The 25,253-nt window shown below is 43.4% G+C and carries 28 protein-coding genes and 1 tRNA gene; 18 read left to right on the forward strand and 11 right to left on the reverse strand.

The genetic code is table 11. The annotated features are described in order from the left end of the window. Nucleotides 1-53 precede the first annotated feature (53 nt). From EQY75_RS12620 to EQY75_RS12630, 3 genes are read right to left on the reverse strand one after another with little or no spacing between them, the layout of a single operon-like run. Nucleotides 54-1,151, reverse strand: a complete 1,098-nt coding sequence (locus tag EQY75_RS12620; RefSeq protein ID WP_129606401.1) for a carboxylate-amine ligase — start codon at nt 1,149-1,151, stop codon at nt 54-56. Between the two features lie 21 nt (nt 1,152-1,172). After that, nucleotides 1,173-2,291, reverse strand: coding sequence for an ATP-grasp domain-containing protein (locus EQY75_RS12625; protein WP_246019884.1), 1,119 nt, complete (start codon nt 2,289-2,291; stop codon nt 1,173-1,175). A gap of 18 nt (nt 2,292-2,309) precedes the next feature. Beyond that, nucleotides 2,310-3,020 (reverse strand): alpha/beta hydrolase-fold protein, encoded by a 711-nt coding sequence (locus EQY75_RS12630; protein WP_129606403.1) that lies wholly within the window; start codon nt 3,018-3,020, stop codon nt 2,310-2,312. Between the two features lie 126 nt (nt 3,021-3,146). Here EQY75_RS12630 and EQY75_RS12635 point away from each other — a divergent pair, with 126 nt between their 5' ends. Continuing rightward, a complete protein-coding gene (locus EQY75_RS12635) occupies nt 3,147-3,980 on the forward strand; it encodes an alpha/beta hydrolase (protein ID WP_129606405.1) in 834 nt (277 codons plus the stop codon). 10 nt (nt 3,981-3,990) lie between these two features. On the opposite strand, the gene EQY75_RS12640 is transcribed toward EQY75_RS12635, so the two are convergent. Together EQY75_RS12640 and EQY75_RS12645 are read right to left on the reverse strand one after the other, a co-directional pair. Continuing rightward, complete coding sequence (locus EQY75_RS12640) at nt 3,991-5,079, reverse strand: acyltransferase family protein (protein WP_129606406.1); 1,089 nt, start codon at nt 5,077-5,079, stop codon at nt 3,991-3,993. 5 nt (nt 5,080-5,084) lie between these two features. Further along, nucleotides 5,085-6,896: a sodium:solute symporter family protein gene (locus EQY75_RS12645; RefSeq protein ID WP_129607107.1), complete on the reverse strand. Its 1,812-nt coding sequence runs from the start codon at nt 6,894-6,896 to the stop codon at nt 5,085-5,087. 86 nt (nt 6,897-6,982) lie between these two features. Here EQY75_RS12645 and EQY75_RS12650 point away from each other — a divergent pair, with 86 nt between their 5' ends. Both EQY75_RS12650 and EQY75_RS12655 read left to right on the forward strand, forming a co-directional pair. Further along, a complete protein-coding gene (locus tag EQY75_RS12650) occupies nt 6,983-7,720 on the forward strand; it encodes a sulfite exporter TauE/SafE family protein (RefSeq protein WP_246019886.1) in 738 nt (245 codons plus the stop codon). A gap of 67 nt (nt 7,721-7,787) precedes the next feature. Continuing rightward, on the forward strand, nt 7,788-9,251 hold the full coding sequence (locus tag EQY75_RS12655) for an MltF family protein (RefSeq protein WP_129606408.1): 1,464 nt from the start codon (nt 7,788-7,790) through the stop codon (nt 9,249-9,251). On the opposite strand, the gene EQY75_RS12660 is transcribed toward EQY75_RS12655, so the two are convergent. Beyond that, complete coding sequence (locus EQY75_RS12660; protein ID WP_129606410.1) at nt 9,237-10,295, reverse strand: hypothetical protein; 1,059 nt, start codon at nt 10,293-10,295, stop codon at nt 9,237-9,239. The two genes, EQY75_RS12655 and EQY75_RS12660, sit on opposite strands and share 15 nt — an antisense overlap. Nucleotides 10,296-10,445: 150 nt before the next feature. Here EQY75_RS12660 and EQY75_RS14030 point away from each other — a divergent pair, with 150 nt between their 5' ends. The 9 genes from EQY75_RS14030 (at nt 10,446) to EQY75_RS12700 (ending at nt 15,646) form a co-directional block, all read left to right on the forward strand. Further along, nucleotides 10,446-10,622 carry a hypothetical protein gene (locus EQY75_RS14030; protein ID WP_165200653.1) on the forward strand — a complete coding sequence of 59 codons (177 nt, stop codon included), beginning with the start codon at nt 10,446-10,448 and terminating at the stop codon, nt 10,620-10,622. Between the two features lie 384 nt (nt 10,623-11,006). Next, nucleotides 11,007-11,639, forward strand: coding sequence for an RNA polymerase sigma factor (locus EQY75_RS12665; RefSeq protein WP_129606412.1), 633 nt, complete (start codon nt 11,007-11,009; stop codon nt 11,637-11,639). Next, complete coding sequence (locus tag EQY75_RS12670) at nt 11,639-11,830, forward strand: hypothetical protein (RefSeq protein WP_129606414.1); 192 nt, start codon at nt 11,639-11,641, stop codon at nt 11,828-11,830. Before EQY75_RS12665 ends, EQY75_RS12670 begins: the two co-directional genes overlap by 1 nt. A 24-nt stretch (nt 11,831-11,854) precedes the next feature. Next, complete coding sequence (locus EQY75_RS12675; protein WP_129606416.1) at nt 11,855-12,673, forward strand: mechanosensitive ion channel family protein; 819 nt, start codon at nt 11,855-11,857, stop codon at nt 12,671-12,673. A 97-nt stretch (nt 12,674-12,770) separates the two neighbouring features. Next, nucleotides 12,771-13,100: a YegP family protein gene (locus EQY75_RS12680; protein ID WP_129606418.1), complete on the forward strand. Its 330-nt coding sequence runs from the start codon at nt 12,771-12,773 to the stop codon at nt 13,098-13,100. A gap of 42 nt (nt 13,101-13,142) precedes the next feature. Continuing rightward, nucleotides 13,143-14,069: a DUF3078 domain-containing protein gene (locus EQY75_RS12685; RefSeq protein WP_129606420.1), complete on the forward strand. Its 927-nt coding sequence runs from the start codon at nt 13,143-13,145 to the stop codon at nt 14,067-14,069. Between the two features lie 51 nt (nt 14,070-14,120). Then, the gene (gene mscL / locus EQY75_RS12690) at nt 14,121-14,522 is read left to right on the forward strand and encodes a large conductance mechanosensitive channel protein MscL (RefSeq protein WP_129606422.1); all 402 of its coding nucleotides are present in this window, start codon (nt 14,121-14,123) and stop codon (nt 14,520-14,522) included. A gap of 119 nt (nt 14,523-14,641) precedes the next feature. Further along, entirely contained in the window at nt 14,642-15,172 is a 531-nt protein-coding gene (locus EQY75_RS12695; RefSeq protein WP_129606424.1) for a peptide-methionine (S)-S-oxide reductase, read from the forward strand. A 51-nt stretch (nt 15,173-15,223) separates the two neighbouring features. Beyond that, nucleotides 15,224-15,646, forward strand: a complete 423-nt coding sequence (locus EQY75_RS12700) for a DoxX family protein (protein ID WP_129606426.1) — start codon at nt 15,224-15,226, stop codon at nt 15,644-15,646. 3 nt (nt 15,647-15,649) lie between these two features. Here the strand turns inward: EQY75_RS12700 and EQY75_RS12705 are convergent, their stop codons facing one another. Then, on the reverse strand, nt 15,650-16,144 hold the full coding sequence (locus EQY75_RS12705) for a heme-binding domain-containing protein (RefSeq protein WP_129606428.1): 495 nt from the start codon (nt 16,142-16,144) through the stop codon (nt 15,650-15,652). A 179-nt stretch (nt 16,145-16,323) separates the two neighbouring features. Between EQY75_RS12705 and EQY75_RS12710 the strand changes: the two genes are divergently transcribed. Then, complete coding sequence (locus EQY75_RS12710; RefSeq protein WP_129606430.1) at nt 16,324-18,855, forward strand: DUF2339 domain-containing protein; 2,532 nt, start codon at nt 16,324-16,326, stop codon at nt 18,853-18,855. Nucleotides 18,856-19,016: 161 nt separating this feature from the next. Next, nucleotides 19,017-19,145, forward strand: a complete 129-nt coding sequence (locus tag EQY75_RS14355) for a hypothetical protein (RefSeq protein WP_281278410.1) — start codon at nt 19,017-19,019, stop codon at nt 19,143-19,145. Between the two features lie 89 nt (nt 19,146-19,234). On the opposite strand, the gene EQY75_RS12715 is transcribed toward EQY75_RS14355, so the two are convergent. Beyond that, nucleotides 19,235-19,651, reverse strand: coding sequence for a hypothetical protein (locus tag EQY75_RS12715; protein ID WP_129606432.1), 417 nt, complete (start codon nt 19,649-19,651; stop codon nt 19,235-19,237). Between the two features lie 36 nt (nt 19,652-19,687). Here EQY75_RS12715 and EQY75_RS12720 point away from each other — a divergent pair, with 36 nt between their 5' ends. Then, a complete protein-coding gene (locus tag EQY75_RS12720; RefSeq protein ID WP_217349962.1) occupies nt 19,688-19,825 on the forward strand; it encodes a peptidylprolyl isomerase in 138 nt (45 codons plus the stop codon). 50 nt (nt 19,826-19,875) lie between these two features. On the opposite strand, the gene EQY75_RS12725 is transcribed toward EQY75_RS12720, so the two are convergent. Beyond that, nucleotides 19,876-20,649, reverse strand: coding sequence for a DUF6090 family protein (locus EQY75_RS12725; protein WP_129606435.1), 774 nt, complete (start codon nt 20,647-20,649; stop codon nt 19,876-19,878). Nucleotides 20,650-20,872: 223 nt separating this feature from the next. Between EQY75_RS12725 and EQY75_RS12730 the strand changes: the two genes are divergently transcribed. Both EQY75_RS12730 and EQY75_RS12735 read left to right on the forward strand, forming a co-directional pair. Next, nucleotides 20,873-20,946, forward strand: a tRNA-Ile gene (locus EQY75_RS12730). 375 nt (nt 20,947-21,321) lie between these two features. Continuing rightward, nucleotides 21,322-21,696, forward strand: a complete 375-nt coding sequence (locus tag EQY75_RS12735; protein WP_129606436.1) for a hypothetical protein — start codon at nt 21,322-21,324, stop codon at nt 21,694-21,696. Between the two features lie 92 nt (nt 21,697-21,788). On the opposite strand, the gene EQY75_RS12740 is transcribed toward EQY75_RS12735, so the two are convergent. Then, on the reverse strand, nt 21,789-22,190 hold the full coding sequence (locus EQY75_RS12740; RefSeq protein WP_129606437.1) for a hypothetical protein: 402 nt from the start codon (nt 22,188-22,190) through the stop codon (nt 21,789-21,791). A 489-nt stretch (nt 22,191-22,679) separates the two neighbouring features. Between EQY75_RS12740 and EQY75_RS14035 the strand changes: the two genes are divergently transcribed. Next, nucleotides 22,680-24,227: a CHRD domain-containing protein gene (locus EQY75_RS14035; RefSeq protein WP_165200656.1), complete on the forward strand. Its 1,548-nt coding sequence runs from the start codon at nt 22,680-22,682 to the stop codon at nt 24,225-24,227. 250 nt (nt 24,228-24,477) lie between these two features. Here the strand turns inward: EQY75_RS14035 and EQY75_RS12750 are convergent, their stop codons facing one another. Continuing rightward, entirely contained in the window at nt 24,478-25,251 is a 774-nt protein-coding gene (locus tag EQY75_RS12750; RefSeq protein WP_129606439.1) for a PrsW family intramembrane metalloprotease, read from the reverse strand. Between the last annotated feature and the right edge of the window lie 2 nt (nt 25,252-25,253).

A 25,253-nucleotide genomic window follows, 5' to 3' on the forward strand; every position in this document is an offset into this window, starting at 1 on the left:
GTTTTTCTAATTTGGGATAGGTTAGGACGATTAATAATTTTAATTTTCCTCCTTTACAGGCCTTTGCCGGTTTCTCCCACTATGTATTTTACAACTTCTTTTAGGTCGTTGGTTTCATTGAATACTTTCAGCTGCCGGTCTGCCCCTGAACCCTGTTCCAGCATTTGGTAAACGTAATTTACCTCGTTTCGGCAACCCAGTTCATCCACCACGTCCTCTACAAAGTCGAGCAACTCGTTGATCAGGGTTTTAAACGGAACTTCTTCTTCCTTCCCAAAATCAATTAGTTTGGCCTCCATACCCCATCGGGCTGCCCTCCATTTATTTTCGTTAATCAATACCCGCCTGTAAGATCTGAAGCTCTGGTTTTTCTGGTGAAGATTGTGGAGCTTGGCTATGATGCACTGCATCAAAGCCGCGAGGCAAGTTACCTCATCTACGGTCATCACCATGTCGCAAACCCTGAACTCAACGGTTGGATAAAAGGGGTGTAGTCTGATATCCCACCAGATCTTTTTCCCATTGTCTATGCAATTGGTCTTTACCAGCACATCAACAAATTTGTCGTATTCTGCCACACTGGAGAAGTATGGTGGAATTCCGGTCCTAGGGAACTTGTCGAAGATCTTGGAGCGAAACGACTTAAAACCTGTATCTCTGCCCTCCCAAAATGGGGAATTAGTAGAAAGCGCGTACAAGTGTGGCAGGAAATATCGAGCCACATTCATGATCTGCAGGCCCTCTTCCCTGTTAGGGATTCCAACGTGAACATGCATGCCAAAAATCAGGTTAGACCTGGCCACATCTTTCATTTCCGCGATCAATTCATCGTATCGCGGGTTAGGGGTAATGTGTTGTTCACTCCACATTGAAAAAGGGTGAGTTCCGGCAGCTGCCACCTTTAATCCCTCTTTGTTGGCCAGTTCAATCACCTGCTGTCTGAGGTATGAAACCTCATCCCTTGCCTGTGTGATATTCTCACAGACATTGGTCCCCATTTCAATAACGGATTGATGCATCTCTTCCTTGATGCGTTCTTTAAGTAGTATTTTTCCGCCCTCCAGGATCTTTGACATATGAGACCTCAGCGTAAAGGTATCACTGTCTAAAATCTGAAACTCTTCTTCTATCCCCAGAGTGAACTTTTTCATGATCGCGAATTATAGGTTAGCTTACTTTTTCTTTGGCGGAGTCTTTTTTGCTGTCGACTTAGTTGAGTCCTTAGAAGTTGTGCCTCTGGCCTTACTTTTACTTTTTGTGATCGGTGTTTTCTTCACATCCGATCTCTTCACCTGAGCTGCCGATTTCAATGGCGGTTTAGGGACTTTTTGGATCGAAGGTGCCACACATTGCTGTACATAAGTACCCCAGGAACTGTTATTTGAATTCTCCTTGTGTGCAATGGCTTTTTCGACAGCAAATTTTGCAGCGTGTTCCACTATCCACCTGAAATTCCCTTCCCCAACAGAATGGATGTCAGCATCCGGTGCCGGATTACAGAAATCAATAGCATAAGGTATTCCATTCCTTACCGCAAATTCCACCGTATTGAAATCATATCCAAGGGCTTTATTGAGTTTTATGGTATAGTCATGGATGGTCTTCATAAGCTTCTGATGTTCTGCGCCGGTGGTTTTAGGCTCTGTAACATACCTCAAATGAAACTCGTTTCTGGGTTCATACGGCATTATATGCACGTATTTTTGCCCCAGGCAATACACCCTGTAGTAATCATCAAATACAATTTCCTCCTGCAACATCATTACGAGTTGGTCTGTCTCTGCGTGTTTCGCAAATAAATCGTCCGGATCATTTACTTTATAGACACTCTTCCATCCTCCGCCTGAATGAGGTTTCATATAGGCGGGAAATCCGATGTAATTAAAAATATAGTCCCAATCCAAAGGAGCCTTCAGGTTGCGAAATGATTTTTCGGTGGTGTCATCCGGTCTTGATTTAGATGGCAACAGTATTGTTTTGGGAACAGGTACTCCAATTTGCATGGCCAGGCAGTTATTGAAGAATTTCTCATCTGCACTCCACCAAAAAGGGTTGTTGATCACGGCCGTGCCTATAAGGGCAGCATTCTTGAGATATGCCCTGTAAAAAGGAACTTCCTGTGAAATTCGATCAATGATCACATGGTAGCCGTAATCGATCCCCTGCTGAACTTTGTCAATCAATACGGGTTCGGCAACTACTTTTCCCTCTCCAATTTCATTTACCTTATCAATAAAGGCCCATGGAAAGGTGTCTTCCATTCCAAATAAAATTCCTACTTTTTTTATCATAATTCTCAGTGTTTTAAATTAAAAATATCGGCCAATATATTCGGGAAACGCCATTTTCCACAAGGGCCAGTCGTGGTCTATCCATTTTTTCTCATCATACCAATAAGGTATGCCTTTTGATTCGAGTATCCCTGCCATATGTACATTCTTGGGCTTACAGCTATCCCAGTCTGAGGTGCTGAGCACCAGGTTCATATGCTGAAACTTCCAACTCTCTTCGTTCTTCATAAATTCATCCGGACAGTTGTAATAGATCCTCATATCGTCCGATAAAGGCACAAAATTCCGGATATTGAATACGCCCGACATGGTAAACATATGTGAAACCAGATCGGGGAACCTAAATGCAGTGTTGCCTGCATGGTATCCTCCAAAACTCACTCCGGCAACTCCAATTCGATGTGAGTTACACTCCCTCTGAATGAAAGGAATTAGCTCGTTTTTCAGGAATTGCATATACAATTCGTAGTTGTGGATCTTGGTTTCGGACGACATATTCTCGGCATAGAAACTCATACCGTCAATAGTTTCAACATTGTACAGCTTTATCCTGCCTTCCTCTACAAAGTTCATTACAGACCCATTCAGGCCAAAATCGTTGTTTTGTGTAAAACTCCCATAAGAGGAGGGAAACATCAGAATAGGATATCCCCAATGCCCGGTGATTTCCAGATTTATATTTCGTTCCAGGGTATTTGAATAATACTGAATGTATTGGATGGATGCCATAGGATAATTTAACCTAAATTATTTAGTATAACAATAAAATTTTGGTGCGCAAAGATATTTTATTTTTGGATATCCTCTGCTTAAATTCAGCGGATTCCTTATACTTGCTCCCTTTAAAATGACAGAATGATTTTCAATGTAGATCACATCAGTTTAAAAGGATCGTTTTTTTCAAATAATTTAAAAAGGAAAGTTCGGTTCAGGTTAGTAGCTCCGCCTTCTTTCAGAAACTCTGACACTCGCTTCCCGGTGCTTCTCATGAACGACGGGCAGGATTTCACGGCACTACGTCTGGAGCATATAATAACGGAAGCCTATCGGGATAAAAAACTTATGCCATTTCTATACGTGGGTCTGGAGACCGATGAAAACAGAATGAAAGAGTACGGCACTTCAGGTATTGCTGACTACAAAGGACGAGGCGATAAAGCGGATTTGTATTCGCTCTTCGTAACTGAAGAGTTTATCCCGTTTTTAAAAAAAGAATTCAGGGCGAGTTCCCATAAAGAAGAATGGGTGTTCTGCGGGATGTCGCTGGGCGGACTTTCGGCATTTGATATTGTTTATAACCATCCCGGCTTGTTTGGAAAAGCAGCTGTGTTCAGTGGCTCGTTCTGGTGGCGAAAAAAAGCCTATACCCGAAAGGATCCCGAAGACCGGAGTAGGATTGTGCTCGACATGGTAAAAGAAGGAGACTATTCTCCACATCTCTCCTTTTGGTTTATGTGTGGTACGCATGATGAAAAGGCAGACCGCAATCACAATGGGGTTATCGATTCAATAGACGATACCATGGATCTGATCAAAGAACTCCAATTAAAAGGCTATACCTATCCCGGTAAGATCAGTTATGTAGAAATTCCCGGTGGAAAACACGATCTGCCCACCTGGTCTGGTGTATTCCCCCTTTTCCTGAAATGGGCCTTCCCTAAGAAAATTTCTTCGGCAGTAGATCAATAAGCGTCTTCTACTAAACCTTTATAAAAATCTTCCTTCGATACATTAGAAGGGCGAGTAGTAAATAAAAGCTCACTACAGAAAGTCCGTAAAGCAGGGAAGACAGCTCACCGGAAAGGAAGGATTGGACGTAGATGTTTTTGTAAATCCAGCCGTGTAATGACAGGCCTTCCTCTACCTGTACTGAATAGAAAATTTTGGTGACAAAGCTAGAGAGGAAATACAGGGTGATTGCGTTGGCCCCGGTATACCTGAAAATACTGCCAAACTGTATCCCTTTTACATCCGTCAGGTAATAAATAAGGGCAAGAAAAATGTTGGCCCATCCGGCTGTCACTAAGACAAAGCTGCTACTCCACAAGGCTTTGTTGATGGGAAATGCCAGGTCCCACAAATATCCCAGAAGCAGCATTCCTATACCAACGGCGAGAAGCAGTAGCTCCTTTTTTGCTCGTTTTGAAATCAGGATTAGTCCGGTAAAAATCCCAAGAAGGGAGGAGGCTATTGAAGGCAATGTACTAAGCAGGCCTTCCGGATCGTAATCATCTTTGTACATATGGGTTCCAAAAACCTGTAAGTCTATATAATTTGCCCAATTATTTGGGGCCCGGTCAAAGGTTGGGGCATCCCCCTGTAGGGGAATAAATCCCATCCAAATCCAGTACCCTGCAAGAATGGCAATAGTAATCCCGAGAATCACTTTCCAATTAAAATTCAGAAAAATTATCGCTGCAAAGAAGAATACAACACCTATACGTTGTAAGACCCCTGGAAATCTGATTTCAGAAAAATCCTTGAAGAAGGGAAACGAGATCGTAAATGCACCCAGGAACAATCCGAGGCCAATGAGTTTAAGGGTACGAATGCTTATTTTCTTGTAGGTAGCAGAATTCGGTTCTTTATTTCGATAGGCAAAGACAATGGAAGTCCCTACTATAAAAAGGAAAAAGGGGAAAACAAGGTCTGTTGGGGTATATCCGTGCCAATCTGCATGTCGCAGAGGCGGATATACGTATTCCCATGTGCCCGGGGTATTTACCAATATCATCAAGGCTATGGTTAAGCCCCTGAAAATGTCTACAGATATGATCCTTTCTTTCATAGTATTTAGAGAATAGTACCTTTCATTTTATTCCAGACCCTTGCCAGCAAGTATCCTGAGATGATAGCAACTACAGTCAAAATTCCTGCAGGAAGTGTCTTGCCATAGATCCAGTATCCTGTTGCAAACATGATGGTGTAAATCAGTACGCAACCCAACAACATAGCTGCTATTCCCGAGGGAACGCTCCACTTTTCGGTGGTATTAATGATTCGTTGTTTATCCTCTTCAGCCTCTCTCACTACTTTAGCCCAGCCCGGTCCTCCGGGTTGTATTTTCATGTAAAAAGAGCGGAGTACTTCCTTGGATTCTGGCTGAGTTAAGAAGGTGGCAGCCATCCAGATAGCCGTTGTAACTACTACCACAAAGATGTATTCGGACCAATCGGGGAAAACTCCTGTTTCCGAGGCAAAGAGAAAGGCTCCAACCGGAGTGAGTTTTAAGACCAGGGAGATAATCCCAGAAGCAAACATCGCTGTTATTTCACTCCAGGCATTAATCCGCCACCAAAACCATCGAAGAATAAATATAAGGCCCGTACCCGCGCCAAATACCAACAATACCTCAAACAATTGCAGGGCATTTTGCAAGAGTAATGCCAGTGTAGCACTAAGCACCATAAGTATTACCGTTGAGGTCCGGCCTACTGCGACCAAACGTTTTTCAGAGGCATTGGGGTTTATCTGTTGTTTGTAAAAGTCATAAACGATATAAGATGATCCCCAGTTGAGTTGAGTTGAGATCGTTGACATATAGGCGGCGATGAGAGAAGCCAGGACCAATCCCAACAAACCACTGGGTAGTTTTGTCAGCATGGCTGAATAGGCCAGGTCATGCCCCAATTTATCGTCGGCAATACCCGGGAAGGCTTCCTGAATACTAGCCACGTCCGGGTAGACCACTAAGGAGGCCAGGGCTACCAGTATCCACGGCCATGGACGCAGGGCATAGTGCATGATATTAAAAAAGAAGGTAGCACCTATGGCGTGATTTTCATTTTTTGCAGCCAGCATCCGTTGGGCTATATAGCCTCCCCCACCCGGTTCGGCGCCCGGATACCAGGAACTCCACCACTGCACCGCTAAGGGAATAATAAAAAGCGTTATCAGGGCCTGAGTATTGCTAAAATCAGGGAGAATAGAGAGTTTGTCGGTGACATTTTCATTCGCCATCAAGGCCGCAATTCCGCCAACTTCCGGCATGTTGACCAAATAGTAGGCCGCGCCAATAGCTCCGGACATGGCGACAAAAAATAAGAGGAAATCGGTATAGACCACCCCTTTGAATCCCCCGAGGGCACTAAAAATAACAGTGATGAGTCCGGCACTGACCACCGTTTGCCAGGGTTCAAGCCCCAGCATAATTCCTCCAATCTTTATCGCTGCCAGAGTTACGGCAGACATGGTAATTACGTTAAAAATGACCCCCAGATAAACAGCCCTGAACTTTCTGAGAAAGCTGGCCGCTGCCCCTCCATACCGAAGTTCATAAAATTCGAGATCGGTATTTACGTTACTCTTCCTCCAGAGCTTAGCGTAAACAAAAACGGTAAGAAGGCCTGTAATAAGGAATGCCCACCATACCCAGTTGCCGGAAACTCCATTCGTACGAACAATATCCGTTACCAAATTAGGCGTATCAGTAGAAAAGGTTGTGGCCACCATGGAAAGTCCGAGCAACCACCAGGGCATGGTTCTCCCACTGAGAAAGAATTCAGAAGTATTCTTACCTGATTTTTTGGAGACGATAATCCCTATAGCCAGAACCGTTGAAAAGAAGACAATGATAAAACTATAATCGAGAGTACTGAGTTCCATAGGGAAGTGTGATGGTTGGTGGTTAAAGATATTATTTTTTGGAATACCTTTAACTTCCCGTTCCTGGGCTAACTGAGCTATCACCTGTGGAAATTACCTTTACTTCCTGGATCCTTGCCTTTATGGCCTCTTTTGTGCTGGGAATTTCCAAATCGGGAGTCAAAGGAATCGCAGTGATCATTATTACCCTGATGGCCCTGGCTTTTGGCGCCAGAGCTTCTACGGGTCTATTAGTTCCTTTGTTTGTTGCCGGGGATATTTTTGCAGTTGCATATTACAACAAACACGCACGCTGGCAATATATCCGGCGCTTTCTGCCCTGGATGATGAGCGGCGTGGTCCTTGGTGTGATTTTGGGAAATGACCTTCCCGAAGACACGTTTAAAATAGCCATGGTGATTGTTATTTTAGGTAGTGTGGTGATGATGACCTGGTGGGATATGCGCAAATCGAAGGTAGTTCCCACACATTGGAGTTTTGCCGGATTTATGGGTGTCATGGCAGGGATTACAACCATGATTGGTAATCTGGCAGGAGCATTTTCAAACATCTTCTTTCTGGCTATGAGGATTCCTAAAAACGAATTTATCGGGACTGCGGCCTGGCTTTTCTTAATCATCAATCTCTTTAAGTTGCCCTTTCACATCCTGGTATGGAAAACCATCACCTTTGACACCCTTATAATAAATGCCAAACTCCTTCCGGGGGTGGCACTGGGGTTGTTTTGCGGAGTTCGACTGGTAAAGATTATCCGGGAGGCATTTTATCGTAAAATGATCCTCTTTCTCACTGCTCTGGGTGCTTTAATTCTCCTGTTCAGATAGTCATTCCGTAAATTTTAGTATTTTACCCGTTGATTTGCTGGAATTTAGGCTTCAGCTACCCTGTATCATGAACAATTTTAAAAAATCATTTTTACTGTGTTTTCTGTTGTTGTTCTCCTGTAAAGAGTACAGTGTTGAAAAAAACAACAGAATTGAAAAAGCACAAGCAAACAGAGACCTTGCGGAGATAAAAGCCGATGGCAAACTACGGGCTCTGATCGCTTACAGTGCCACCAGCTATTTCCTGTACAGGGGGCAGGCCATGGGTTATGAATACGAATTGCTCAAACGCCTTGCCGACGACCTGGGGGTAGAATTAGAATTGCATGTTTCCCGGGATCTGGACGAGATGCTAAGTGAGCTTCAAAAGGGCGATGTAGACATCGTAGCGCACGGCCTGGCTATTACGTCTGAACGCAAACAGGAAGTGGCTTTTGCCGAATACCTCTATATCACGGAGCAAGTACTGGTACAACGCAAACCTGACGGATGGCGAAAAATGACGTTGGATAATATCCGGGAAGCGATGGTTAATGATCCTATTGAACTTATTGGAGATACGGTCTCTGTAAGAAAGAATTCCTCCTATTTTAAAAGAATCAAAAATCTATCCCGGGAGATCGGGGGTGAAATCATCATTGATACCCTTACGGGAAATTATGCAACAGACGAAATCATCAAAATGGTTGCTGAAGGCGATATAAAATATACCCTTGCCGATAAAAATCTTGCTACCATAAATGCCTCCTACTACCCCAATCTGGATGTAGAGGTTCCTCTCAGTTTCTCACAGCGCATAGCATGGGCGCTCAGACCTGAAGCATCAGAATTACTGAAGGCTACCAACGACTGGATCAGGAAAGAAAAGAAGGAGAGCGACTATTACGTGATTTACAATAAGTACTTTAAAAATAAACGGAGTTTCAGGCGCCGGGTAAACAGTCCGTTTTACAGCCTGAATCAAAAACAGATCAGCCGGTACGACCCGATAATAAAGGAGAATTCCAGGATGCTGGGGTGGGACTGGCGACTCCTGGCCTCCCTAATTTATCAGGAATCCCGTTTTGATCCGAATGCGGAATCCTGGTCAGGAGCAAAGGGATTGATGCAATTGATGCCGGGTACAGCCCAGGAATTAGGGGTAACAGAGACCGCAGATGCCGGAGAGGTAATTAAGGCAGGTTCAAAATACCTGAGACAGCTCTATCAAAACTTTGAACAAATAACGGATTCGGTACAGCGGATAAAGTTTACGATGGCGGCCTACAATTGTGGATACAGCCATGTGTTGGACGCTCAAAATCTGGCCCGTGAAAAAGGGTTAAAAGACAGCATTTGGGACGACCATGTAGAAAAGATGATTCTGGCGCTGAGTTTTCCCAAAAATTACAACCACGAAGTTGTGAAGTTTGGATATGTCAGGGGATTGGAGCCTTTTCAATATGTGGAACAGATCTTTCAACGATTTGACCATTACCAGAAATTTATTGACAAGGAAGAGCCTGAAAATAGGAGTTTAGCGGGTTCTTAACCTTCCCAGGATCTGTTTCTCAAATTTTTTATCATCCTCCAAGATCTCAAAGAAGGAAGCGAGAAAATCATAAGCTTCGCGGTATTGTCCTGGGTCCTGAAACCACACCTTTAATTTGACTGCTTCCCGGAGCATTTCCGATTTTTTCTCAAGATAAGCTTGCCTTACGAGTTGAAGCTCTGCCTGCTCGCGTTCATATCCCTTATATATTCTGTCTGTGACCATTGAGATGGAACCCGATAAGTTCTGTATGTTGGTCACTGCCGCATAAGGCGCATTGACAAGCCCACACATGTCAAAATCATATGGGAGGGGGATGATTTTATTTTCAGCAAAAAGGAGTTTTTGATTGTGTTGTTGCTTCGTGGAATAATCTGTATTTGCGATCATAAATTCAAAAAAGTCGTTCTGTATTGAAGAAATGGGATCGTGTTGCAAGGGGTGGATAAGTCGTTTTATTTCCTGTCCCTTATAACGAACGGTTAAATAATCCATGTCCTCAATCAGAAAGCCGAATACGTTATGTGTTACCTCTCTTTTGCCCCGGGCTTCAGCTAAAGAGATTTCTGTAAGTCGAACTTTGAAATGGTAGGGGGCAATGGTTTCATATAACTTATACGCCAGGTATTCCCGCAGAACATAATCGCTGGTATTGCGATCCAGGAGGCAAGGCAGGACCAATTTGAGCTTTCTACTTCCTTCGAAGAGGGTTCCTTTGATTTGGGATTTAGGAAACTTCAGTTTCAATGGAGCAAAATAACAGGTTTTTCGCCTGAAATTACCCCTCGCTCTGATCTGCACCGGAAGTGAATCCCAGGCACTGTCATCCTCAAACCAGATCATAGAAGTAAGGTAGGTGCTATCATTGGTTTCCCTTTTTACCTGCTTGTTGGAATACTGAAGTTTTATTTGCAAGGGGAGTTCTTGCCTGAAGAGTTTGGGAAGAAATGTATCTGATTGGGTAGACAGTTCTTCCTGCCCGTAAACAGCCTTTACAGAGCCAAGGAAACTGAAAAGAATTACATAAAGGCAAAGGACTTTCATTGAACTGTTCTCTCTTTGTAAGATACGTATAATTGTTAAAAATATATCGAGAACCTATATGGCCTAAGGTGCTGAGAGAAAGTTCTGTTAAGGCATTGTTAATTTATTAACTTTTTATTAACTTGTATTTTATACCAGTAATATGATCTAATGGATGAATCAACGCGATTATTTGGAGCCAGGATATGTACGGGACTATTGTTAATAGCAATAGCAACGGTAGTTATTTTAGCCTACCAGGGGTATTCTGCCGAATTAGCCCAGGAAGCTGAACTCTATCTCGCTTCCTCTTTACATCAATTTGACACCTCTCTGGCGGTCAAATAAGGAGATGCCCTATTGGAAATGGCGTTATCAAGGCTTTTATAATCTTAAACATTACATCAATTGGGCCATAAAAATCCGGGAGTTAAAACTACCGGATTTTTTTTGCTTCCCCTTTCGATACAACCACTTTAAGAGATGTATTACCTCCCTTTTGTTGTACTATTTTAATTTTTTTTTACTGAAAAAGTGACCTCCATCAAAATATGGGGTCTTAAGTATGGGGCGATTCCCAAAAAGAGAACAAGGATCAGCTAATATGAAATCAGAAAGCAAAATTATACCCTTCAACAGAGGCACTCTGCAATCCGGATACAACCATGCTTTTATGTTTCACTATCTTGACGCCTGTTATCATTGCTCAGAAAGGCAACCCAACCACAACTCATGGTAAGCTTACTTAGAAAATTATTTCTGGTAATCATTGGGGAGCGGAACAAATCTTCCCTCGACAAGGATCATCCATTCCGGGATCTCTCGGATGAGGAATTGGTGGAGAAGATTGCAGAGACGAACAACACCTTACTTTTTGGGATTATTTACGACAGGTACGCAGATAAGGTATATACAAAGTGTACTGGTTTTGCCCGTTCTGAGGACGAGGCCGAAGACCTCACCCAGGATGTTTTTCTAACTATTTTCATCAAATTAGGCAGCTTCAAAGGCATCTCTAAATTCTCGAGCTGGGTCTATTCTATTACTTACAACTTTTGTGTCAATTATATTACCCGGAATAAAGGGCGAAAGATCAGTGAGAAGACTGAAAAATTCGACGGCAGGGAACATCAATTAGCTGTTGAAGCAGAAGACCGAAGTTTCTTCCACATGCGTTCTGATAAATTGAAGATTGTGCTGGAACAAATCCCCCCTGAAGACAAAACTCTGCTGCTGCTTAAATATCAGGACGATGTCCCGATAAAAGACTTATGTGCCCTTTTAGACCTTGGTGAAAGCGCTGTAAAAATGAGACTGAAAAGAGCCAAGGCAAAAACATTAGCAACCTATAATGCACTCCCCTAATGGCAGAAAACGTACAAAATCCGTTTAAGGATATCGGAAAGAGAATCATGGAAGCCCCGCCTAATCTGAAAAAAAAGGTTATGCAGGACGTAGCTGCGGCGAAGCTATTTATGGACCTCGCCTCCCTCTATACGGTAAATACTAAAGAGCTACTCGCGAGTTTGTTTAAAACCCGGGGGAAAGAGCAATAACATCTCAAATAATTCAACACTATTATGGACACATTAGGAAGCTTAGCAACAGACTCACTCACAACCATCATCCAGGACATTGTATCAGCTTTACCTGGAATTCTCGGTGCAATTATCGTCTTGACCATTGGATGGCTTATCATCAAGATCATTGGCTTTGTACTGAAAAAGATCCTCAAACTCGCAAGAATTGATGCCTTATCAGAAAAGATCAACGAGGCCCGTCTTTTTGGAGAGGAGAGCAAAATAAAAATAGATGTGATCAAGATCCTATTGGGCTTTATCAAGGGAATCCTGTGGATCACATTTATAATCGTTGCTGCGGAGATCATGGGGCTCACTATTATCTCTACGGAAATATCCAACCTGCTTCGTTATCTCCCTGTATTGCTGAGCGCCGTGGTCATTTTTATGATCGGGATGTACGCTGCCAAACTCATCAAAAGCGCTCTGACCAGCATTTTTGATTCCATGGGAATCGGCGGTTCCAAGATCGTAAGCAGCATTGTCTACTATATGATTATTGTCTTTGTGCTTATTACAGCACTCAATCAGGCGGGAATCGACACTGCGATCATTACCAGCAATATTACCCTGGTTATTGGTGCTTTTCTTCTCGCGTTTGCCATCGGGCTCGGACTTGGGTCGAGAGAAGTGGTAGCCAAACTTCTCAATACCTTTTACGCCAGAAAGACATATGCGGTTGGTGACTCCATCAAAACCAAGAAATTTGAAGGTACGATAGAGGCTATAGAGGGAATTCTGGTTACGGTAAAAACCAGGGACGGGAAAATTGTTATTCCAATTGAAGACCTCATTCAAACTAAGGTAGAACTGAAATAAGAGAGAACAAGCGATAAATCATGGGTAATTTCTCCGAATATTGCACTAAAGAATTATAAATCAAACATTTGTATAATTAAAAATTAAAATCAGAACAATGGGAAAATTTGAAATCAGAAAAACGAAATCAGGTCAGTATAAGTTCGACCTGAAAGCTTCCAACGGACAGGTAATCCTGAGCAGCGAGACTTACAAGACCAAAGCGAGCTGTAAAAAGGGTATCCACTCTGTGATGAATAATGCATCAACAGATAAGCGTTTCGATCGGAAAACGGCCAAAAACGGAAGCCCCTACTTTAATATGAAAGCGAGAAACGGACAGATCATTGGCACCAGCGAAATGTATTCCAATACCAATGGGATGGAAAACGGTATCGCCTCGGTAAAGAAAAATGCTGCCGATGCTTCCATAGATGACCAATCATAAATCAATAAAGAAAATTTACACATAACAACAAATACAACAACGATGAAGAAAAGAGGATTACTAGCTTTTTTCCTGGCTGCAGGAATGTTGGCTTATGCCCAAACTGAAGCAGAACTCAAAGCAGAAAAGGCGGTAAAGAAAGATTCTATTGCCGCTATTCAGGGCAGGGTCAATGCCCTGCAATCACAGATCGATGCCCTTCCGGGGTGGAAAACCGGAGCCTTCGGTACCATAGGTGTTAATCTTTCGAGCTTTAGCAATTGGTATACCCAGGGATTCCCTAACAATTCGGCCGGGAATATCGGTTTTACCCTAAACGCCTTTGCCAACCTGAAGGAGGAAAAATTCTTCTGGCGTAATTCAGCGAATGTGAATCTCCAATGGGTGAAGCTCGATGACAAGGACGATCCCACAGATTCAGACAGCTTCCGGGAGGCTACTGATGTATTCAATATCTCCTCTCTTTACGGACGAAAACTAAGTGAGAAGTTCGCTATATCTACCCTTGGTGAATACCGGACAACCATCCTCAATAATTTTAATGATCCCGGATATCTCGATATCGGGGTTGGAGGGACATGGACACCCATAGACAATTTGGTAGTGGTCTTCCATCCGCTGAACTACAACTTTGTTTTCAGCAGCGAGGATACCATCTTTAACTCCTCCCTTGGAGCAAAGATCGTTGCCGATTATACTCGTCAGGTAGGAGCAGTAAACTTTAAGAGTAACCTCTCTTTATTTCAAAGTTACGAAAGCGGAGACCTCAGCAACTGGACATGGATTAACTCCTTCTCCTATACGCTGTGGAAAATGATTGGGGTTGGTTTCGATTTTGGCCTGCGTAACAACAAGCAGGAAGCCCTTAATTATTCTGTGAATACCCTTGGGAATACGACGGAAACTTTTGATACAGTGGATAACGATTTACAAACCTACTGGACAGTAGGTCTGAGTTATTCCTTCTAAGAGAACTTTATTTACACTTAACACATTAATAATCATTTAAACTTTAAAACAATGCTTAAAGAATTCAAGAATTTTATTATGACTGGCAATGTCATTGAATTTGCCGTAGCCGTTATCCTTGCCGGAGCCGTTGGCCTGGTGGTAAACGGATTTGTAAACGACATCGTGATGCCTGTTGTCGGTGAATTTTCCGGAGGGGTCGACTTTGCGAACCTGAAGTACGTCCTTACCGAAGCGTCCGGTGTAGCCGGAGAGCCCGGTGCAATTGCCGAAAACGCTATTCGTTACGGAGCGTGGATCAACACTATTGTTAACCTAATCATTGTAGGCTTTGTCCTTTTTATGATCATCAAGGCTTATAACAAGACCAAGACGCCTCCGGCACCTGAAGCGCCAAAAGGTCCTAGTCAGGAGCAATTGCTTGCAGAAATTCGCGACTTGCTGAAAAAGTAAGTTGAGTCATTCCCCCAAATCAAAGAAAAGCCTCCTGCGTGATCATTGTCAGGGGGCTTTTTAATTTCCGACTATGAGATTTCGTTTTATAAATTGTCATAATAAACTGATCATCTGAAATGATACAAGAAATCGGACTTGGCGGGGGTTGCCATTGGTGCACAGAAGCGATCTTTCAAGGCCTCAAAGGAGTCTCTGAGGTGCGACAAGGATGGATATCATCGCGTGAATTTCCTTCTTTCTCAGAGGCAATCCTTCTTTGTTTTGATCCCTCTGTTATTTCGCTATCTGATCTATTGAGGATCCATCTCCAGACCCATAGTGCCACCTCAGCCCATCAGATGCGAACTAAATACCGGTCTGCAGTTTATGTGTTTTCCAAAGCTCAGCAGGCTATTGTGGAAAAGCACCTTCTAGAACTACAAACTGAATATCCGGAAAAATTGATAACCCGGCCGCTGCGGTTTCAGGATTTTAAATTAAATACGGAGACTTATCTTGATTATTACCGCCGCGATCCGGAGAAACCATTCTGTAAAAACGTGATCAGGCCAAAATTAGTCAAGCTAAAGGAAAACTTCAGTGAGCAACTCGATCCGGATAAAATACCCCTTACACGAAGCGGAGAATCGCGCGTTAAATTTTTGTGATCTGCCTAATAATGAGTACCTTAAACAAGGTAATCATAAAAATTCTGCGTTATGGGAACAATAAAGGCATGGAATAAATGGGCCAATGCCCATACGTATTACGGGCTCGATTTGGTTCGGGCTGCCCTGGGCGTCTTTCTCATCTTAAAGGGAGTCAACTTTATGTCTGATGCAGAGGCCATGGCGCTAGTGATGGATCCTTTCAGAGAGCTTCCGGGAAGCATGATGCTGATCCATTACGTAGCCGCAGCCCACTTTGTAGGTGGTTTTTTTATCATTATTGGATTGTTAACCCGGTGGAGTGTTGCCTTGCAAATTCCCATCCTTTTAGGTGCCATCCTTACCAATTTCCTGGGCGTGATGATAGTCAGCAACCTCGTCCAGGCTGTCGTAGTTTTCCTGATTTGCGGCTTCTTTATCTTCTATGGCTCCGGGAAGCACTCACTAGACTATTACCTGAAAATGCAGAAATAGGTATTATCGCCTGCTGGGCATCACCAGGCTGTCTGCCGGATAGGTCTTTGCCAGGTAGGTCATTTGATCTTTAGCCCATTTGATGATCAGTCGTCGCTGCTCATCTGTGAGATTGGCTTCGGGGTGCAGGCCAAAATTGGTATAGCTGTCCAAAGGCATTTCTTTCTCTTCAACCATTTCAACCGTTTCCTCAAATTTGTGATTCTGTATGGCTATAGGCCTTTTGGTAAATTCAGAAAAATTGAGATGGCCTTTCCCGTGTTCAATATGGTCATTTAACCACCAGCCCACAGGTTGTATTTCGGCATACCATGGGTAGACCGTATTGTTGGAATGGCAATCATTACAGGAAACCCTCATGATCTTTTCTACCTCTTCAGGTACTTCGTATTTTGTAGTAATATCATAGGTGAGGTCATTGCTGTTGTTTTTCTCCGGACGAAAGAACTGGAGCACAACGAAGGCAAAGATTAAAACAATTCCTATTTTCTTCAGCATGTTTAACGGATTAGATTAGACCATTCAAAACTATCTTTTCCCCCGGGAATATACCTCGGAAAAGACGCCAAATTTAAAAATTAATACGCATTTGAAGAAGCTTTGGGCAAGGATATTTAGTCCTATCTTTAGCCGGCCAAAGCCTTACAATTAAACCTGGCCTCACATTTCCCTGTACTATGGAAAATCAGCAAGACCAAATCAATCGTCTTACCGAAAAACTGGAACTCCTAAGACAGGTACACTCCCATTTTTCAGAGGAGATAGCAGGCCTTAAGGCCGAGATAGAGCAGCTGAAAAAGGACAATAAAATAAATGCTCCTGCCTTAAAAACATCCGAAAAAGAAGCTCAGTCTACTGTAGCCGATATTCCAAAGGAAACGGCCGATACTGTTGGAAAAGAGATCTCTGAGAAAAAGTATTATCGAAAAAGGCAAAACAAGATACTGGGAGGTGTGTGTTCCGGGATCGCCGAAAGCACTGGAATGAATTTGCTGTTGATGCGCTTCCTCTGGGTACTCTTTACCCTTTTGTTTTGCATCGGTGCAGTAGTTTACCTGATCTTATGGCTAAGCCTGCCGGAAAAAGAAAGTAAATCTCCGGCGTTTTCCGATCTACCTAAAGTGGGATTGGAAAAAGCAGAAGTCCTTTCCCGGGCCGGACAGGACAAGACGGCTTCCGATATGGAAAAATATATCGGAGAAAACATCATCAGTAAAATAGGCATTGCTGTGCTCATCATTGGTGTTGGTATTGGAGCAAAATACTCTATTGACAACGATCTCATTAGTCCGCTTATCCGGATCCTGCTGGGTTATCTCGTAGGGGCAGGATTATTGGCTGTAAGTTTCCGCTTACTTAGGAAATACGAGAATTTTAGTGCCGTACTCCTCAGCGGAGCCATGGCCATATTTTATTTTATCACCTATGCGGCCTATGCATTTTACGATTTGTTTCCCGCCTATATTACCTTTCTCATGATGGTACTGTTTACAGTGGCTACTGTTCTGGCCGCCTTAAGACTAAATAAGCAATTTATTGCGCATATTGGCCTTGTAGGCGCTTATGCCGTTCCATTTTTGCTGAGTGAGGGTGAAGGTAAAGCCCTGGTCTTATTTAGTTATATGGCCATCATCAACGGTGGTATCCTGGTGGTTGCCTTTAAAAAGTACTGGAAGCCCTTATACCTGGTCGCTTTCGGCCTGAGCTGGCTGATTGTGATCAGCTGGGGTGTTGGAGCCTATGAGGCCAAGGAGCATTTTATCCTTGCCCTAAGCTTTAGCACACTCTTTTTTCTGCTTTTTTACGCAACTTTCCTGGCCTACAAAATATTGAGAAAAGAAGTGTACAACCCGCTAGACATTGCACTGGTGCTTGCCAATTCCTTTATTTTCTATGGCCTGGGATACGGTTTCCTGACTAGTCAGGTTGAAGGGGAAAATTACCTCGGACTTTTCACCTTGGGGAATGCCCTTTTACATCTTGGAGTGGGATTTATGGTCTACCGCCAAAAGGGGATCGACAAGAATATCTATTTCCTTATCTCCGGAATGGTCCTTGTCTTTCTTACCCTGAGCATTCCTGTTGAACTGGATGGGAGCTGGGTAACCCTCTTATGGCTGGGTGAAGCCCTGGTTCTTTTCTATATCGGGAAAACAAAGCAGGTGGCAATTTACGAAAAACTCGCCTACCCCCTGCTGTTATTGTCTTCGATAAGCCTATTGCAGGATTGGGTTTGGGCTTATGGGGATACGGAAGAACTATCTTTGGTGTTCCTGAATCCCACCTTCCTCACTTCCGCGATTTTTTGTGCGGTTTTGGGTTATATGAATTTGCTGTACCACAATAAGAAGTTTCCCGGTGCTTTTGCGGGTGACAATGGGAAATGGCAACTCCTATCCACAGGATTGGCGAGCTTGTTATTGCTGAGCCTTTACGCTTCGGTTGCCCTGGAAATTAATTATTACTGGGAACGGCAATTTCAGGCCTCTGCAACCGGTGAATTTGGAATTGGCGGGAGTTATAATTACGATCTTATCACTTTTCAATCCCTCTGGGGGATGATGTATTTTTTAGGATATACCGCGGCCCTGATTTTAATCAATTCCCGATGGATAAAAAGCAAGGCACTCGGAATATTAGGACTTAGTCTGGCAGGATTGGGGTTAATGTATTTCCTGACGGTAGGCTTATATGACCTGAGTGAACTCAGGGAGAGCTACCTGGGTGAGAATTACAATGAAGGCTTTGAAGCCGGAATATTCCATCTGCTGTTCCGTTATCCGGCGTTTCTACTTATGACAGTTGTTATCCTTGTTTCTTATCGCTATCTAAGGGCCAATTATAAAAAGGAAGTATTTACCCCGGCATTAAATCTCATGCTCTCCATTACCCTTTTATGGGTATTAAGCAGCGAATTGATCCACTGGTTAAACCTTGCAGGGGCCGGAGGAATCTATAAACTATGGATGACTGTTTTTTGGGGAATTTATGCCCTGGCACTGATCAGCCTTGGCATCTGGAAGGCTCAAAAACAGCTTCGTATCGCTGCCCTGGTCCTATTTGGTATTACTTTGATCAAGCTTGTTTTCTATGATCTGGCCAACCTAAACACGCTTGCTAAAACGGGCTTATTTGTCCTGTTGGGTGTTTTACTGCTGATCATTTCATTCTTGTACAATAAGTTCAGGGGGCGTTTATGGGAAGAATAGATCAGGGCTGGGTGCATGCGGTTTATCGGCTTTTATCGGTGTATGGCCCTCCGTTTTAACCTTTACCACAGGATTTAGGGGTTTCACAACAATTTTAAGGGGGTTCACCACAAGAATGGGTATCTTATAGAGAGAAAATGAATGTATTAAATCCCCACGCTATGGAAACAAATACAGAAAAACACCCCATTTTAAACAAGATCTTAACGGCCCTGAACATCAGTCTTGAAGTTATCTTATTGCTGATAGCCCTTGGATTTATTGTAGGGTTGTACGGAATTTTAAGCTAGTGCTTGTTTTTTCATCAAATGGAAAAAGCTTCTGCTATGGCAGGGGCTTTTTTTATGGTCGACTCCCCTGAATGAAATATTAAAGCAGCTTAGTCGGGTGAGCGCACATATCGATATTCCGGCCCATCGCAGGGAGTAAAGTCAGACTGGATAAGTAAATCCCCGGAGAAGAAGTAGAATTCCTCCGGTTCAACAAAACAGTTTCTGATTAAAGGATGGTTTTGAGCATAGGTGACCCTGAATCCTGAGTTCCCATTTTGTTCGTTAGCTACCCAGCGGCCTTCAATGGTTGTGGTTTCCCCGTCCCTGGTCTGGGATTTCAGAAATAGGCCGTCTGAGATAAACGCTACTTTCTCCGTATAGTTGAGTTCTGCGGCCATTTGCTCTGTCTGGGTCATATAGGCATAAGTACTGTTCAAAACCCAGCTATCATTCTGTAGAGGATCATTAGAAGAGCCACACGAAAAAAGTAGCAGCAAGACAATGGGAAGTAAACGAGACATCATATATTTTTATTCTAAGATAGCAAACAGCGCATGGGGTTGCTTCAGAAATACCTTGTCTTCGGAGAAGTAGTGGAGGGGATGGGTGTCATCCACTCCATCGCCAAGGTGAATACCGATGATATGAACAGACCCCTTGAGGATTTCAGAATTCTTAGTCTGAAGGTGGTGGAATAGGCGGGTTCGGTTACGGTTTCGTCCAGACTCAACGGGTGCTTTGTATCAGCTCAGTTTTCCGTCTGCATTTCCTTGTCGATCAGGCGAATGATCTCCTCGCACATGGCCTTCATTTCATTGAATTGCCCGTTCATGACCGAGAATTCGTAGACCGCCATTACAAAGCCATTCTTTTGTTTCAGGTCTTTGAGCATGGCCTCGTAGTTCTCCCTGGGTAATTCCACATTCTCCCCGGCTTTCCCCTCAGTAACCTGGTAGGTAAAGTTTTTTACAATGGGGTTCAGGTCGAGTACAGAATAAGAAGGTTCATAGAGTAAAATCTCAGCATCATAGCGGAAGTGTTCTTCTTCATTCTTTAGTTTTTTGTAGAGTGCCTGCAGGTTAAGCAGGCCGTTTTTGATGCTGTCATTGGAGATCAGGGCGAGGTTCCCCGAATTGATGAGTTCCTGAAAGGTGTTGTCTTGTTGGGTAAACTTTTGCCAGATATAGATATTGGTGGTGTGGAAGGCAAAGGCGTTCAGGTCCGTCAGGGGTTTCCCTTCAAAATGCTCCAGCACATAATTGGCAGATTCGATCCTTGAATTCCTTGTGGTGATATACCGGTCTAGTTCAGCAATATTAAGGATAAGGTCTGTCTTCAGGTTTTTGAGATAGTGTAGCTCTTGTTCGCGTTGCTTCCGGGCTTCGTTGGAGTTGTTGATCTGCAGGGCGATCAGTATCCCGATGACGACCAGCAGGATTTCACCGGTGGCATAGAGAACGTATTTGGTAAGCTTGTTTTCTGCAAGAAGTCTTTGCCTGATTCTTCTGAAGAATTGGATCATAGGGGGTTGGTTTTACCCTGCCTAATGTAATTAATAATTTAGAATCTGTTGGATGCCTGATTATAAAAGCGGTTTATGGAAGCAGATTTTCTCTGTTTCTCTTTCTTTTTCTACTTTGAAAGAGGTTGCGACATCGCAAAATAAGTAGTAATATTGCAGTCCCTTGTAGAGCCTGAAAGGGCTTGGGATTTGGAATTTGTAATTTGTTCACGTAAGTGAACAGGGTCCTATAGCTCAGCTGGTTAGAGCACCTGACTCATAATCAGGGGGTCCCTGGTTCGAGCCCAGGTGGGACCACATCAAGCAGAAAACCCACGCTGATAGCGTGGGTTTTTACATTTCCGCGAGAAAGCCAAACTCGTTTGACCTTTCGAATGGAAATGTAAAAAGGCGCTTTGCTTTGCAAAGCGTTGTTTTCTATTTGCAGGCGAGGGACTATTCTGATCGCTTCCGACGCAGGAGGAAGCAACCCAGGTGTCCGAGTTTTTTTCAGTATTATTTTAAAGATGTCAGTTTTGCTATCCTGCATCCAGCAGGACAGGTTTGCAGGAACGGGCCCTCTCTGATCCATTTCCGAAGGGAATGAACCCACCCATATGGTTATTAGGACCATGGGGACAAAAACCATGGATGTGGCTAACGCTACATACTCATTTTCTTTACTTTTAAACCATGAAAAAAGCAGCCCTTATCATTTCAATTTTGTTTCTTTCCTGTGCACAAAGTATTGACCGGGAGATCACCCCGGGGAACCCCGAGCTTCAAAGCTCCATGAAGGAACTTCTCCAGGAAATTGAGCAAGATATGATTACCCTGCTCGAAGCTCAGGAGCAGAATTCTCCCGCTTTTTACTACCTCGACAAAACAAGAAACCGTCTTCGAAACAAACTGGATAGCTTATCTCTCTTAGAGGAGCCTGACCTCCTTTCCCGGATACTGGAATTAGACGCGGCCAAGAGGCGATTGCTGCAAACATCAAATCCCTCAAACCCGGTGATCCGGAATCTCGATGAACAGATAGATGCCTTGAAAGAACAAATGGAATAGTGCTTACTACGCTGGAATTGTATTGCGGTGTAGCTACGCAGTAGTTGTACTGCTGCCTCCTCTAATCCCCCTAAAGACCTGAGACCTCCATTCTATTCCCCATCGATGATTTGCGCAAAGACCTGAATATTGGTATGCGCTTTTCCGGGTTCCATAAGGGTGCAAAATCCGGTAATGCCGGAGCCTGTACACGATTGATAAATCGTATCATAATCAGGCGATTCCAGGTTAATTTGAAAATTATGGATCTTCTTTGTCTCCACCTCAATGTTAAATGTGCCATCAGATCCTATCGGGAATGATTTTCTAAAATTCCCATATTTCCCTAATTCACTGCCAATGATTTCAATTTGGCCGTTGGTAAAAAGCTCAGTGGTTCCATCTATTAAAACAATTCCCTGAAATGATGTAAGTTGCAGATCCTCTTCTTTAGAGCAGCTTAGAACCAGGGTTAAGCAGATAACAAGCGTAATTATCCTGAAAACTCTCATCATACATCTGTTTTCCGCAATCTATTTCTTCTTGCAAAAAAAGATATCCGAAAAAGTAATCAAGACAAGAATCAGGACAACTTCAACCTTTTTAGGTTAATCCCTATTCTCAACTCCATAGGATGGCAGCATTCCTCCGGGAATGAACCCAGGCATCACTTAGAACAGAATATCCTTTTTTAAAACATTGCAAGGCTACTTGGATTGCAGGAGTGGGCACGATTTTGTCGTTGGCGTCAGCCCCCAACCCAGGTGCGAAAATATCTTTTCAAAACCACCTCACCTTAAGGGATAGCTCGGACCCATTTGCAGTACCAGTTCTTCCCTGTACAAAAAACAAGAAAAAATGAGTGATACCTAAGCATATCCTCATAGTTAAGCGGGCGTGTTAAGGATCATAAAAAAAATTATTTATCATTTGCTTAACAGGGAGATTGATAAAGTATTTGTAAAATTGTTTATTAAATGGTGCAAAAAGTTAAACAAAAAGCTATGAAAAATCTTCTTTCCCTTTTTTCTGCAGCTATTCTGGTCTTCGGACTACAGAGTTGCAGTAATGATGATGACTCCCCGTATAACGACGGGAATCCCGATCCCGTGAACTTGAATTCCAAAACGTACGCCTTGGGGTCAGCCGCAGTTCCTGAGATTTCGGGTACAGCTACCTTTACGGATAACACAGATGGTACAGTAACCATCGACCTGGCTTTGCAAAACACCCCTACCGGAGGCCAGCACCCTGCCCACATCCACTTTAATACCGCTGCAGAAGGAGGCGGTATCGCGCTGTCGCTTGGAGTGGTAGATGGGGATTCCGGTGAAAGCAGCATTACCGTGGACGCACTGGATGATGGTACTCCGATAACCTACGAAGGGCTCCTGGATTTTGATGGGTATATCAATGTTCACTTGAGCGCTGAGGAACTGGCAACAATCGTCGCTCAGGGTGACATCGGGCAAAATGAATTAACAGGCGAGTCCAAGACCTACGTTTTGGATGCCGTCGATGTACCGAATATTAGCGGTACTGCTACATTTTCAGAACGTGTAAATGGAGAAGCCCTTGCAGTTATTGAACTTGCTAATACGCCAGCGGGGGGAGAGCACCCAGGACATATTCACAACAACACGGCAGCTGAAGGTGGCGGCATTGCATTTACCTTTAATCCTGTCATAGGAGATGCGGGGATCAGTAAGACAAATGTGGCCGCACTGGACGATGGATCCGCTTTTGGATTTGCTGATGTCCTGTCGTTTGATGGATATATCAATGTGCATTTAAGTGCCGACGACCTGGCAACATTGGTGGCCCAGGGAGATATCGGTCAAAATGAACTGACAGGAGAATCTATTGCCTATGATTTAGCAGAAAAAGATGTAGCCGGAATTAGCGGAACTGCTCTTTTTGAGGAAAGAGTTAATGGTACCACCCTGGTTACTATTCAACTGACAGGAACCCCCGAAGGTGGTTCTCACCCCGCACACATCCACGAGAATGATATCGCGACCACAGGACCCATCATTGTAGGATTAACTTCTGTCAATGGCGATACTGGACTCAGCAAGACACAGGTAAGCGAACTTGTGGGAGGCGCACAGGTATCCTATACCGATCTTTTGACTGCTAATGCCTATATCAATGTTCACCTGAGTAATGATGACCTGGCAACCATTGTGGCGCAAGGTAATATTGGATCCAATGTCGGAGATGGAAATGAGTCGAAAACCTATGACGTAGTGAATGACGGTGCCACTGCCTATGTCTTTAACGGAGAAGAACTTACCGATTTCAGCAATCCGGATTTAACACTCAAAAGGGGTTCTACCTATACCTTTAACATTGATGCACCCGGACACCCATTTCTGATCAAGGAAGTACAAGGACCCGGCACAATGGACCTATACAATGAAGGAGTTACGGACAACGGCGCAGTGGCAGGAGCCGTGACCTTCACCGTACCAGCCGATGCACCGGATATTCTGTATTATAATTGTGAATTCCACGCCTCGATGACCGGCACCTTTACCATAGTGGATTAAGCTTTTAATAATTACACTAATAAAAAGTCCCACCTGAGTGTGGGACTTTTTATTAGTGTAATTATCCTGAAAATCCTCATCATACAGCTATTTCCCGCAATCTATATCTTCTTTCCAAAAAAGATATCCGAAAAAGTAATCAAGACAAGAATCAGGAGAACTTCAACCCTTTTATATTAACCCTATTCACAACTCCATAGGATGGCAGTGTTACTGGCACGAGCCTGCAAGCTTCTCAGTCTCCTTTAATTCACTTTTTAAACGGAGATGCCTCCATGTGTTCCTGGATCGACTTTTTGGCAATGAATAATGCTAACACAAGGGTAATAATGCCAACAATCCAAACGCCTTTGACCAACTCTATAAATAAGAAAAAGTCATACAAGGCATGAATAATTACGGGGATTAAAATGGAAAGAAGGATATACCCCAATTGCGCTTTCTTCCTGCTTTTGGCCTTGCCCAGATAATACCCCATAATTACCGCAAATACAAAGTGCGCCGGCACCGCAGTAACCATTCTCAGTACCGCCAGTGACGCGGAGCCTTGCAGGACAAAAGTCAGATTTTCGATGGTGGCAAAACCCATCCCTACAAAAACGGAATAGACTATGCCATCAAAAGGTTCGTCAAAATGCTTGTTCGGATATATGATCAGGATGACCACCAGAAACTTTAAAATTTCTTCCGTTAAGGAAACCGTGAGCGCTTCCATACCGGCATTTAAAAAGTAATTCTCAATGGTATTGGCACTGAGTAAGTAATCCAGAACATTGATGTCTAAAAGCAAGTTCACCCCTCCCAGAATAAAGGCTATAGCTAGTAGCCACAACGGCTCTTTGTCCTGCTCATCCAGATAATAAATAAATGACATTATGAAAAAACCGGGGAAAACAGAGAGGCTTACCAGTATCAGGTCATAGATCTTCAGGGTATCAATCAATACCAATGGATAGAGTAAGACAACAAATAGTGCTGTAACTATAATGCTCGTAAACAGACTTGTCTTAAGTATCGGGTTCATTC

This window comes from Muriicola soli (genome assembly GCF_004139715.1).
Taxonomy (GTDB): Bacteria; Bacteroidota; Bacteroidia; order Flavobacteriales; family Flavobacteriaceae; genus Muriicola; species Muriicola soli.

What these genes read in the sequence shown, in the direction of transcription:
- EQY75_RS12620 (WP_129606401.1), bottom strand. Translation starts at nt 1,151, where the DNA reads ATGAAAAAGTTCACTCTGGGGATAGAAGAAGAGTTTCAGATTTTAGAC.
- EQY75_RS12625 (WP_246019884.1), bottom strand. Translation starts at nt 2,291, where the DNA reads ATGATAAAAAAAGTAGGAATTTTATTTGGAATGGAAGACACCTTTCCA.
- EQY75_RS12630 (WP_129606403.1), bottom strand. Translation starts at nt 3,020, where the DNA reads ATGGCATCCATCCAATACATTCAGTATTATTCAAATACCCTGGAACGA.
- EQY75_RS12635 (WP_129606405.1), top strand. Translation starts at nt 3,147, where the DNA reads ATGATTTTCAATGTAGATCACATCAGTTTAAAAGGATCGTTTTTTTCA.
- EQY75_RS12640 (WP_129606406.1), bottom strand. Translation starts at nt 5,079, where the DNA reads ATGAAAGAAAGGATCATATCTGTAGACATTTTCAGGGGCTTAACCATA.
- EQY75_RS12645 (WP_129607107.1), bottom strand. Translation starts at nt 6,896, where the DNA reads ATGGAACTCAGTACTCTCGATTATAGTTTTATCATTGTCTTCTTTTCA.
- EQY75_RS12655 (WP_129606408.1), top strand. Translation starts at nt 7,788, where the DNA reads ATGAACAATTTTAAAAAATCATTTTTACTGTGTTTTCTGTTGTTGTTC.
- EQY75_RS12660 (WP_129606410.1), bottom strand. Translation starts at nt 10,295, where the DNA reads ATGAAAGTCCTTTGCCTTTATGTAATTCTTTTCAGTTTCCTTGGCTCT.
- EQY75_RS14030 (WP_165200653.1), top strand. Translation starts at nt 10,446, where the DNA reads ATGGATGAATCAACGCGATTATTTGGAGCCAGGATATGTACGGGACTA.
- EQY75_RS12665 (WP_129606412.1), top strand. Translation starts at nt 11,007, where the DNA reads ATGGTAAGCTTACTTAGAAAATTATTTCTGGTAATCATTGGGGAGCGG.
- EQY75_RS12670 (WP_129606414.1), top strand. Translation starts at nt 11,639, where the DNA reads ATGGCAGAAAACGTACAAAATCCGTTTAAGGATATCGGAAAGAGAATC.
- EQY75_RS12675 (WP_129606416.1), top strand. Translation starts at nt 11,855, where the DNA reads ATGGACACATTAGGAAGCTTAGCAACAGACTCACTCACAACCATCATC.
- EQY75_RS12680 (WP_129606418.1), top strand. Translation starts at nt 12,771, where the DNA reads ATGGGAAAATTTGAAATCAGAAAAACGAAATCAGGTCAGTATAAGTTC.
- EQY75_RS12685 (WP_129606420.1), top strand. Translation starts at nt 13,143, where the DNA reads ATGAAGAAAAGAGGATTACTAGCTTTTTTCCTGGCTGCAGGAATGTTG.
- mscL (WP_129606422.1), top strand. Translation starts at nt 14,121, where the DNA reads ATGCTTAAAGAATTCAAGAATTTTATTATGACTGGCAATGTCATTGAA.
- EQY75_RS12695 (WP_129606424.1), top strand. Translation starts at nt 14,642, where the DNA reads ATGATACAAGAAATCGGACTTGGCGGGGGTTGCCATTGGTGCACAGAA.
- EQY75_RS12700 (WP_129606426.1), top strand. Translation starts at nt 15,224, where the DNA reads ATGGGAACAATAAAGGCATGGAATAAATGGGCCAATGCCCATACGTAT.
- EQY75_RS12705 (WP_129606428.1), bottom strand. Translation starts at nt 16,144, where the DNA reads ATGCTGAAGAAAATAGGAATTGTTTTAATCTTTGCCTTCGTTGTGCTC.
- EQY75_RS12710 (WP_129606430.1), top strand. Translation starts at nt 16,324, where the DNA reads ATGGAAAATCAGCAAGACCAAATCAATCGTCTTACCGAAAAACTGGAA.
- EQY75_RS14355 (WP_281278410.1), top strand. Translation starts at nt 19,017, where the DNA reads ATGGAAACAAATACAGAAAAACACCCCATTTTAAACAAGATCTTAACG.
- EQY75_RS12715 (WP_129606432.1), bottom strand. Translation starts at nt 19,651, where the DNA reads ATGATGTCTCGTTTACTTCCCATTGTCTTGCTGCTACTTTTTTCGTGT.
- EQY75_RS12725 (WP_129606435.1), bottom strand. Translation starts at nt 20,649, where the DNA reads ATGATCCAATTCTTCAGAAGAATCAGGCAAAGACTTCTTGCAGAAAAC.
- EQY75_RS12735 (WP_129606436.1), top strand. Translation starts at nt 21,322, where the DNA reads ATGAAAAAAGCAGCCCTTATCATTTCAATTTTGTTTCTTTCCTGTGCA.
- EQY75_RS12740 (WP_129606437.1), bottom strand. Translation starts at nt 22,190, where the DNA reads ATGATGAGAGTTTTCAGGATAATTACGCTTGTTATCTGCTTAACCCTG.
- EQY75_RS14035 (WP_165200656.1), top strand. Translation starts at nt 22,680, where the DNA reads ATGAAAAATCTTCTTTCCCTTTTTTCTGCAGCTATTCTGGTCTTCGGA.
- EQY75_RS12750 (WP_129606439.1), bottom strand. Translation starts at nt 25,251, where the DNA reads ATGAACCCGATACTTAAGACAAGTCTGTTTACGAGCATTATAGTTACA.